The following is a 9326-nucleotide window of genomic DNA, read 5'->3' on the forward strand; positions in this document are numbered from 1 at the left end:
GACCTGGCCTTGCCCACGACGGCGCCGGGCGCGCCGGCCGTGAGCCCGGCCCCGACGCAGGAGCCGGACAGGGCGCAGATCGTGGCCGCGCTGGAGCGCAACGGTGGCGTGCTTGCACAGGCCGCATCCGAACTCGGCTTTTCGCGCCAGGCGTTGTACCGGCGCATGGAACGCCACGGCATCCCCCGCGGCGGCGGCGACTGATGCGCTGGCGCCAGCGCGTTCCGCTGAGCCTGCAGTTCACCGCGCTGGCGCTGGTGCATCTGGTCGCGGCGGCGGCGCTGGCCGTGGTCCTGGCGCAGTGGTTGCGCCCGGTGTGGGCGGCACTGCTGGCGGTCGTGCTGCTCGCGCCCCTGCTCGTGTACCAGGCGCGTCGCGCGTTCGCGCCGATGAACGCGCTGTTCCGCGCCCTGGCCGGCAGCGTCGCCAGCTACCACGATGGCGATTTCTCCTTCGGCCTGGCCTGGGAAGGCCGCGACGAACTCGGCGAACTGGTCGCCAGCCACAATGCGCTGGGGCTGGCCCTGCGCGAGCAACGCGTCGCCCTGGTCCAGCGCGAACTGCTGCTCGACACCATGGTCCAGAACACGCCGGTGGCGATGATCCTGGTCGATCCCGCGCGACGGGTGGTCCACGCCAACATCGCCGCACGCAAGCTGCTGGGCGACGGGCACAGGCTCGAGGGCCGTGCATTCGAAGACCTGCTCGCCGCGACCTCCGACGCAGTGCGCGAGGCTTTCGCCCGTGGGGGCGACGGCATGTTCTCCGTCGGCCAGGACGACGCCGACGCGGGCGAGGAGATCTACCATCTCTCGCGCCGCGGCTTCCGCCTCAATGGCCGCCGCCATGAGCTGGTGATGTTGCGCCAGCTCACCGCGGAACTGCGGCGCCAGGAAGTGCAGACATGGAAGAAGGTGATCCGGGTGATCAGCCACGAGCTCAACAATTCGCTGGCGCCGATCGCGTCATTGGCGCATTCCGGTGCCGAGTTGCTGCGTCGCGGCCAGCACGAACGCCTGCCGACGGCGCTGGCGACCATCGAGGAGCGCGCACGCCACCTGGAAGGCTTCATCCGCGACTATGCGCGTTTCGCCAAGTTGCCCGCGCCGCGGTTGCAGCCGGTGTCGTGGCGACGGTTCGTCGAACAGCTGCGCAGCCAGGTCGAGTTCCGGCTCGAGGGTGCCGTCGACGAGCGCACGGCCCGCTTCGACCAGGCGCAGCTGGAACAGGCGCTGCTCAACCTGTTGCGAAACGCCCACGAATCGGGCACGGCGCCGGGCGACGTGGCGATGGCCGTGCGCCGCGCCGGGGAAGGCTGGCGCATCGACGTGCTCGACCGCGGCAGCGGCATGAACGAGGCGGTGCTGTCCAACGCGCTGCTGCCGTTCTATTCCACCAAGCGCCACGGTACCGGGCTGGGCCTGGCATTGGCACGCGAGATCGCCGAGGCGCACGGCGGCCGCATCGCCCTGCTCAACCGCGAGGGCGGCGGCCTGTGCGTGTCGCTGGTGATCCCGGACTGAGCGCGTCTCAGGCGGCCTGCCCAATCGGTGCCAGTGCCGCGGCGAGCTCGTCGGCGTCCAGCGGATCCGGATTGCCGCGGGCGAAGATCGCCGCCAGCAGTTGCGACAGCATCGGCGCGGCCTCGCGGGCCAGCGGCAGGTGCGCCGACAGCAGCACCGACGGATCGAGCTTGCCGATGCCGGCGAGGGTTCGCGCCAGCAGCGTGCCGTTGCTGCGCGCCAGCCACGGCGCGTCGATCGACGACCAGGTCGCCATGCCCTCGGACAGCGTCGCCAGCCGCACCTCCGACAGGTCGTGCGCCGGTTCCGGCAGCACCGCGCCGAAGCTGTCGACCGCGTACATCACCCGCGCGGTCTCGTCGAAGAAGCCCAGCGACTCCGGCGCGTCGTAGTAGGGCGGGCGCAGCGGATGCAGGCGGTGGCCGCCGGCTTCGAACACCTTGTCCGGTTCCAGCAGCTGCACGCGCGACATGTCGCAGCCGAGCATCTCCATCTTGGCCGCACCCAGGAACGTGCTCAGCACCTTGGCGTGCGGTGCCTCGGCCAGCACCCGCGCGAGGTTGCCGATGTGGTCCGGGTCGGTGTGGCTGAGCCATATCCAGCGCAGGTCCGCCGGATCGACGACCGAGCGCAGGCCTTGCATGAAGTGGTCGCCGAGGACGGCAGGCCCGGTGTCGACCAGCATCGGTTCGCGTCCGCGCAGGACGAAGGTGTTGATGGCGATCGTGCCCAGTCCGGGAATCGGCGCCCAGGCCGGCAGGACGGTCCAGGCATCGGTGGCGTGGCAGGGAGCGGGTTGGGGGAGGGGCTTGTCCATGGGGGATTCCGGGTCGATCCATATTTGAGTGAACAGGTGTGTTCACATTATTCCGTAGCCTCGGGCCTTGTCAATAGTTCGTTGAACATATATGTTCACCCAATGAAGAAGCGGCCATACCGGATGACGCAGCGCGCCGAGTCCCGGGACGAGACCCGTGCGCGGATCGTCGAGGCGGCGGTCGCCCTGCACGAGGAAATCGGGCCGCGGGCGACCACCATCAGCGCCATCGCCGAGCGCGCCGGGGTGCAGCGGCTGACGGTGTACCGGCACCTGCCCGACGAGGAGGCGGTGATCCAGGCCTGCTCCAGCCACTGGACGGCGCTGAATCCGGCGCCCGACCCGGTGAGCTGGGACTCGATCGGGGACCCGGTCCGTCGCGTCCGTACCGCCTTGCGCGAGTTCTGCGCGTACTACACGCAGACCGCCCGCATGTGGGCGTCGGTCCGCCGCGACGCTGCCGACGTGCCGGCGGTGCAGGTGCCCCTGGCGGCGTACGACGCATACGTGGAGGAAGTCGCCGAAGGCTTGGCCGACGACCTCGACGCAAGCAAGCGGGCCAGGGTGCAGGCGGCTGCGACATTGCGCCACGCGCTCTCGTTCACCGCCTGGCAGAACCTCGAAGAGCTCGGACTCGATGACGCCGCCAAGGTGTCGCTTGTCGAGCGCTGGCTCGACGGGATCATTTCGCGCGGACGGTCCCGCGCGTTCCGGCGGCGGGCCGGACCGAAGCCGACATCGACTCTTGCATCGTCCGCAAGGCCCGGCGCTTGCGTTCCGGCGTGATCGCCGCGGTGCAGTCCGACGGAATCCAGAGGGGGAAGTCGCGGGCATTGGCGTCCAGCGCGGTCGCCAGGATGCACGAATCGGTGGCCACGCCGGCCAGGACCAGCGCATCGGCCTGCAATTGTGCGAGCAGGACCGGCAACGGCGACGCCATGAACGCCGAGTGCTTGGGCTTGAGCACGTAATAGTGGCCTTCGCACGGCGCCAGCCGGTCCGCGACTTGGCCCGCGTCGCCGCCGCAGTCGCGGCAGGCCGCCACCAGGTCCGGAAATCCCCCCTGCCACTGCATCCAGTTGTCGTTGCAGTAGACCACCGGGTGGCCGGCGCGGTCGAAGCGCTCGCGCAGGCGCAACAACGCCGGCACCAGCCGGCGCGTCGACCGGCCCAGCGCATCGCCGCCGGGGAAGTCGAAGTGGTTGACCAGGTCGATCAGCAGCAGGACGGGTCGTCGTGGCGTCTTCATCGGAATGAACTGTTCATCGCGAGCTGCAACCCATTCAGTGATTTCTCACCTGCAAATCATGGCGATGCGTGCACCGTTCCTCTTACCCGGCGCAGTGCCGGGGAAGGCCAGAACCGCGAGTAAGACGGTTTCGTTCGCTTGATCGGCTCCGCGCCGGAAGGTCCCGCCTTCCGGCGCTTTGCCGTGCGGGTCAGTTGCGCAACGCGGACCCGGCGCCGGTGACCTGGGCCGCCTCGGCCACCGCCGCCATGCCTTCGTCCGACTGCTTCCACGCTTCGTACTGTTCGTCGAAGGCGGCGCGCTCCTCGGCGCTGAACAGTTCGCGCGCCATCTTGAACATGGTCTTCTCTTCTTCCTTGGCGTGATGGTCGATGAACTCGCCGAACACCTTCGCGCGGCCGGCGAACTGCGGAGTCTGGACGTCTGCATCGTGCACTTCCGGCATCACCGAATGCTCGACGGCATGGTGTTCGGCGATCGCCTCGGCGTGGGTCTTCAGCCCGTCGCGGCTGGCGCGCTCGGCGAACGCCGGATAGAACACGCTCTCTTCCCACTTGGCGTGCGGAAGCAGGCCCTTGTCGATCTTTGCGAGCAGTTCGGTACGGGTCTTGGCCGCCCGGTCGGTGGTGCCGTTCAATTCCTCGAACAGGCTGCGCAGCTCGTCGTGTTCGGCCTTGAGCGTCTTCAGGATGTCGCGTGCCATCGGGATGTCCTCGGGTGGGGAAGGACAACAGTCTTCGCGTCCGCGCATGGAGCCGGTGTGAAGTACACACCGGCTCCGCGGATGGGGATGACGTGCTCGCGGTCAGCGCGGCGCGTAGCGCAGGGTCAGGCTCCACTCGCGCCCTGGCTGGTTGTAGAAGGCCGCCGTTTCGTAACGCCGGTCCAGGGCGTTGGACAGGCCGGCCTGCAGCGTCCAGTCGCCGAAGCCTCGTTCGAGGCGCAGGTCCACGGTGGCGTAGCCGCCCATGGCCAGACCGTTCTGCACGTCGTCGAAGCGGCGGCCCTGCGCGATCACGCTCGCTCCGACGTTCCAGTCGCCGAAACCACGATCCAGGTCGAGGCGCGCGCTGCGTCGCGCGCGGCGCGGCAGCAGCTTGTCGTGCGCGGTTTCGCTGCGGTTGCGCGGATCCATCAGCGTCGCCTGCGCGTTGACGTCCCAGCCATGCAGGGTTGCGCCCGCGCCGATTTCCAGGCCGCGGATCCTCGCGCTCTCGATGTTGTTGGCGACGAAGATGTTCGGGTCGTACACGATCAGGTCGTCGACCGTGGTCTGGTAGGCGTTGGCCTGCCAGCGCCAGCGTGCCGTGCGCTGCGCGATGCCGAACTCCGTGCTGCGCGAGGTCTCTGGCCGGAGCGCGGGGTTGCCGTAGAAGGGGAAATACAATTCGTTGAAGCTGGGCGCCTTGAACGCGGTGCCGTGGCTGGCCGTCAGGCGCAGGCCGTGGGCGAGGTCCATGCCCCACGCGGCGCTGCCGGTGTCCTTTCCGCCGAAGTCCTCGTTGTCGTCGTGGCGCGCCGAGAGCTGCAGGTCGTGGCGGCCGAACGCCCCCTGGTACTGGAAGAATCCGGCGCGGTTGTCGCGGCTGGCGTCGAAGGCATTGAAGCCGCCGGCGACGCCACCGCTGTCGCGCGACCAGTCCGCGCCCAGCGTCAGCAACTGGCCGCGGCCCAGGGTGATGTCGGCCTGCAGGCCGGCGCCATCGCGATGGGTGCCGAAACGGTCGACCACGGTGCCGTCCAGGATGTTGTCGGAAGTGTCGGTGTTGCGGCCGGCGTTGAACTTCAGCGCCAGGCGCGCGCCTTCGTAGCGCAGGCTGCCGCCGACGACCTGCTGCACCGTGTCCGAATGGTCGGGCAGGCCCCAGGCCGGATCGCCATCGAAATCGTTGCTGCCTTCCGTGCGCATGGCCCGCGCATCGATCTTCCATGCATTGCCCAGTCTTGCGCCGGCGCGCAGCGACACCGCGGTGTTGCGGTAACCATCGCGGTCGGGATCGGGGTGGTCCATGCCGCAGCCGGCGAAGAACGGCGTCGCGACGCCGCGGCAGGCGTCGATGCCGTCGGTTTGCAGGTGGCTGGCATCGACACCGAACCAGGCATCGCCATCGCCGACGTCCAGGCCCGCACCGGCCTTGCCCAGGCCGTTGCTGCCGGCGCCTGCGTGTGCGCGCATGCGGGCATGCGCACCGTCCGCGCTTCCGCCGCGGGTGAACACCTGGATCACGCCGCCGATGGCTTCGCTGCCATACAGGCTCGAGCGCGGGCCGCGCACGATCTCGATGCGCTCGATCAGTTCCAGCGGCAGGTCCTGTAGCGCGGTGAGGCCGGAAGTGGCCGAGCCCACGCGCACGCCGTCGATCAGGAACAGCACGTGGTCGGACTCGGTGCCGCGCATGAACAGCGTGGACACCTTGCCCTGGCCGCCCTGGTTGGCCAGGTCGATGCCGGCGCGGCCGCGCAGCAGGTCCTGCAGCGAACGCGCCTGGCTGCGCAGGATCTGCGCGTGATCGATCACCTCGACCGCGGCCAGCGACTGGTCGGCGGTCAGTGCGGTACGGGTGCCGGTGACGACCAGGCCGTCGAGGTCGGTGGCGGCTTGCGCGTATGCGCTCGCCGGCAGTGCAAGTGAAAGGGAAACGACGAGGTATCGCAGTTGCATGTGTGTGCTCTCCGGCGCGCACGCCCGCGCGCCCAGGGTCGGGAAGGAGTCGCGCACGGAGGGCTGAAGCTGCGAAGGGCCGCGGGGGACCGGAGTCCGGGGACGGCGCCGCCGCCACGATGCCCGCCGCATCGCAACCAGTCGACTCCATGGCCGGTCTCCGGACTCGCAAGGGGAGAACCGGGGTTCTCCGGGCGTGGCGCCTTCCCGTGCTCGCGCACAGTGGCGGATGCCACGCCTTGCCTTGCTTACCGTTGCGGGGGCAGTGCCGGAATGGACGCGCAGGGCGCGGCTTCACCGGCTTCCCGTTTCAACCCCTTGGCTGGATGCCGCAGGGTCACCTTGAAGTGCCGGGGATTGTACGCGATCAGGACGCGTCGTCGTCTTCCACCATGTGGTGGGTGGTCGTGACCGGCCCGGCGGCGGGACGGCCGCGCGGCGGCGGCAACTGCGCGATCGCGGCTTCGGCGGCGGCGACCAGTTCGGCGCGGCGCGCCTCGGGCACTTCCTGCCAATGGCAGTCGTTGAGTGCGCCCTCGATGGCATACAGCAGGTTGAGGCCGGGTTTGAAGCCGGCGCGCTTGACCCGCATGAACGCATCGACGGTGCCGGCGGCGGCGAGGTCCTCGCGCGTGCGCAGGCCGACCTGTCGCAGCCATGCCGCGGACTTGGGGCCGATGTTGCGCAGGCGCGGCGGCGTGCTCATGCCACTGCCTCCACCCAGGCACGCGCGATCGCTTCCAGGCCGCGGCCATCGACCGCATCGAAGCGCGCCGGGATCGGGCTGTCCAGGTCGAGCACGCCGATCAGCCGTCCGTCGGCCGCCACCAGCGGCACCACGCACTCCGAGCGCGAGGCCGAGTCGCAGGCGATGTGCCCCGGGAATGCATCGACGTCCGCCACCAGCTGGGTCTGGCGGCTGCTCGCCGCCGCGCCGCACACGCCCTTGTCCAGCGGGATGCGGATGCAGGCAGGCAGGCCCTGGAACGGGCCGACCACCAGCTCGGTGCCGTCGTACAGGTAGAAGCCGCACCAGTTGAGGTCGGGCAGCGCATGCCACAACAGCGCCGACAGGTTGGCGGCGTTGGCGACCAGGTCGCGCTCGCCGTGCATCAGCGCACGGGCCTGGTCGAGCAGCTGGGCGTATTGTTCGGGCTTGTCGCCGGTCAGGGCGCTGGCATGGAACGTCATGCCCCGATTGTAGCTACCATGGCGGCAGGAGGGGGCGCCATGGCGAAAAACAGCCCGGATCGCGGTCGCGAGGTCACGCGCATCGAGGCGTTCGTCGACGCCGCGTTCGCGTTCGCGGTGACCTTGCTGGTGATTTCCTTCGACGCCATCCCCGACAGCGCCCAGGCGCTCGTGGAAGCCCTCAAGGGCGTGCCGGCGTTCGCCGCAAGCTTCTCCCTGCTGGCGATGCTGTGGTGGGCACACGCCGACTGGAGCCGCCGTTTCGGACTGGACGATGGCCGCAGCGTGCTGCTGAGCCTGCTGATGGTGTTCCTGGTGCTGGTGTATGTGTATCCGCTGCGCATCATCTTCAGCATGTTCTTCAACTGGGCCAGCAATGGCTGGTTGCCGTCGAGCGTCACCATCGGATCCATGCGCGACTTCCAGGCGATGTTCCTGGCCTACGCGCTGGCGTGGACCACGCTGGGTTGCGTGGTGGTGGCCCTGTACCGGCACGCCTGGCGGTTGCGCGACGCGCTCGGCCTGGACCGCGGGGAACGCATCGACCTGCGCGGGTCGCTGGCGGCGCACGCCATGATCCCGGCGACGGGCGTGATCGCCTTGCTGTTCCTGCTGGTGGTGGACTTGATGGGTTGGGCCGAGTGGTCGGGCTTCTCCGGCTTCGCCTATTCCCTGATGGGCTTCACCGGCCTGGTCGTGGCGCGCGCGCGGCGCCGCGCCGAACGCGAGGAAGGAGCAGGCCAGCCATGACGGCCGGCATGTTCGTCACCGGGACCGAGACCGGCATCGGCACGACCCTGTCCAGCTGCACGCTGCTGCATGCCCTGCGCGCGCGCGGCCTGCGCGCGGTGGGAATGAAGCCGCTGGCCAGCGGCAGCGATGCGACGGTCGATGGTTTGCGCAACGAGGATGCGCTCGCACTACAGGCCGCGAGCGATCCGCGCCCCGCCTACGAGGACGTCAATCCGTATGCCTTGCCGCTGCCCCTGGCGCCGGAGCTGGCCGCGCGCGACGCGGGCGTGGAAGTGGCGCTCGCGCCGATGCTGGCCGCGCATGCGCGGCTGGCCGCACGGTCCGACGTGGTCGTGGTCGAAGGCGTCGGCGGCTGGGCCGCGCCGCTGTCGGGGCAGCTGGACCAGGCCGGCCTGGTGCGTGCGCTGCAGCTTCCGGTGGTGCTGGTGGTCGGCCTGCGCCTGGGCTGCCTCAACCACGCCTACCTGAGCGCGCGCGCCATCGCCGCCGACGGCTGCCGCCTCGTGGGCTGGATCGGTACCGGGGTGGATCCGGCGATGGCACGCATCGACGACAATCGTGCGTTGCTCGCCGCGCGCCTGCCTGCGCCCTGCCTCGGCTGGCTGCCGTGGCAGGCCTCTCCCGATCCGGCCGCGCTTGCTCCGCAACTGTCGCGCGGGCTGGATCTCATCTCCTGAGCGAGGGCAGGGCCATCATCCGCCGGCAACACGACTTCCGGCACGGTCCCCGATGCCTGCCAATGCTAGACTGTCGAGTATAGGAATCCCTCCCCCTCGAGGTATGTGCATGCGCCGTTCCCTGGTAGTGCTCGCTTTGTCGACGGCGCTTTTCGCCGTTGCCGGTTGTTCCAAGGATGAAGCCGCGGGCGCTGGCCCCGGTGGTGGCATGCCGCCTCCGGAAGTCGGCGTGGTGGTGATGAAGGCCGGCACCGTGCCGGTGTCCAAGGAGCTGGTCGGCCGGCTGTCGGCCTTCCGCAGTGCCGACGTGCGCGCCCGCGTGCCGGGCGTGCTGCAGCGTCGCCTGTACGAGGAAGGCAGCGACGTGAAGAAGGGCCAGGCGCTGTTCCAGATCGATCCGGCCCCGCTGCGCGCCGCGCTGGCCCAGGCCGAGGGCGCGCTGGCGCAGGCCCGC

12 protein-coding genes and 1 riboswitch are annotated in these 9326 nt (G+C 69.8%); of the genes, 6 read left to right on the forward strand and 6 right to left on the reverse strand.

Annotated features, from left to right (window positions below; all coding sequences use genetic code 11):
* Both QAA18_RS12005 and QAA18_RS12010 read left to right on the forward strand, forming a co-directional pair.
* On the forward strand, window positions 1-204 hold a 204-nt coding region (locus QAA18_RS12005), incomplete at its 5' end, for a helix-turn-helix domain-containing protein (RefSeq protein ID WP_279413232.1).
* Window positions 204-1523, forward strand: coding sequence for an ATP-binding protein (locus tag QAA18_RS12010; RefSeq protein ID WP_279413234.1), 1320 nt, complete (start codon window positions 204-206; stop codon window positions 1521-1523). The genes QAA18_RS12005 and QAA18_RS12010, both read left to right, overlap by 1 nt.
* A 7-nt stretch (window positions 1524-1530) precedes the next feature.
* On the opposite strand, the gene QAA18_RS12015 is transcribed toward QAA18_RS12010, so the two are convergent.
* Entirely contained in the window at window positions 1531-2340 is an 810-nt protein-coding gene (locus QAA18_RS12015) for an MBL fold metallo-hydrolase (RefSeq protein WP_279413235.1), read from the reverse strand.
* 102 nt (window positions 2341-2442) lie between these two features.
* Between QAA18_RS12015 and QAA18_RS12020 the strand changes: the two genes are divergently transcribed.
* Complete coding sequence (locus QAA18_RS12020) at window positions 2443-3126, forward strand: TetR/AcrR family transcriptional regulator (protein ID WP_279413237.1); 684 nt, start codon at window positions 2443-2445, stop codon at window positions 3124-3126.
* Here QAA18_RS12020 and QAA18_RS12025 read toward each other — a convergent pair.
* The 5 genes from QAA18_RS12025 to QAA18_RS12045 form a co-directional block, all read right to left on the reverse strand.
* Window positions 3023-3589, reverse strand: a complete 567-nt coding sequence (locus QAA18_RS12025) for a cysteine hydrolase (RefSeq protein WP_279413239.1) — start codon at window positions 3587-3589, stop codon at window positions 3023-3025. The genes QAA18_RS12020 and QAA18_RS12025 overlap by 104 nt on opposite strands.
* Window positions 3590-3779: 190 nt before the next feature.
* Window positions 3780-4292, reverse strand: a complete 513-nt coding sequence (locus tag QAA18_RS12030) for a hemerythrin domain-containing protein (RefSeq protein WP_279413241.1) — start codon at window positions 4290-4292, stop codon at window positions 3780-3782.
* Window positions 4293-4394: 102 nt separating this feature from the next.
* On the reverse strand, window positions 4395-6251 hold the full coding sequence (gene btuB, locus QAA18_RS12035) for a TonB-dependent vitamin B12 receptor (protein WP_279413242.1): 1857 nt from the start codon (window positions 6249-6251) through the stop codon (window positions 4395-4397).
* Between the two features lie 133 nt (window positions 6252-6384).
* A riboswitch (cobalamin riboswitch) is annotated at window positions 6385-6611 on the reverse strand.
* A gap of 7 nt (window positions 6612-6618) precedes the next feature.
* On the reverse strand, window positions 6619-6957 hold the full coding sequence (locus QAA18_RS12040; protein ID WP_279413244.1) for a TfoX/Sxy family protein: 339 nt from the start codon (window positions 6955-6957) through the stop codon (window positions 6619-6621).
* Entirely contained in the window at window positions 6954-7442 is a 489-nt protein-coding gene (locus tag QAA18_RS12045) for a GAF domain-containing protein (RefSeq protein ID WP_279413245.1), read from the reverse strand. The genes QAA18_RS12040 and QAA18_RS12045 overlap by 4 nt, the downstream gene beginning before the upstream one ends.
* Window positions 7443-7481: 39 nt before the next feature.
* Between QAA18_RS12045 and QAA18_RS12050 the strand changes: the two genes are divergently transcribed.
* The 3 genes from QAA18_RS12050 to QAA18_RS12060 form a co-directional block, all read left to right on the forward strand.
* Entirely contained in the window at window positions 7482-8192 is a 711-nt protein-coding gene (locus QAA18_RS12050; RefSeq protein ID WP_279413246.1) for a TMEM175 family protein, read from the forward strand.
* Entirely contained in the window at window positions 8189-8872 is a 684-nt protein-coding gene (gene bioD, locus QAA18_RS12055; protein ID WP_279413248.1) for a dethiobiotin synthase, read from the forward strand. The genes QAA18_RS12050 and bioD overlap by 4 nt, the downstream gene beginning before the upstream one ends.
* Window positions 8873-8981: 109 nt before the next feature.
* Window positions 8982-9326 (forward strand): biotin/lipoyl-binding protein (locus tag QAA18_RS12060; protein WP_279413250.1); only part of this gene is annotated, 345 nt, incomplete at its 3' end.

Source organism: Luteimonas sp. 8-5 (genome assembly GCF_029763755.1).
Taxonomy (GTDB): domain Bacteria; phylum Pseudomonadota; class Gammaproteobacteria; order Xanthomonadales; family Xanthomonadaceae; genus Cognatiluteimonas.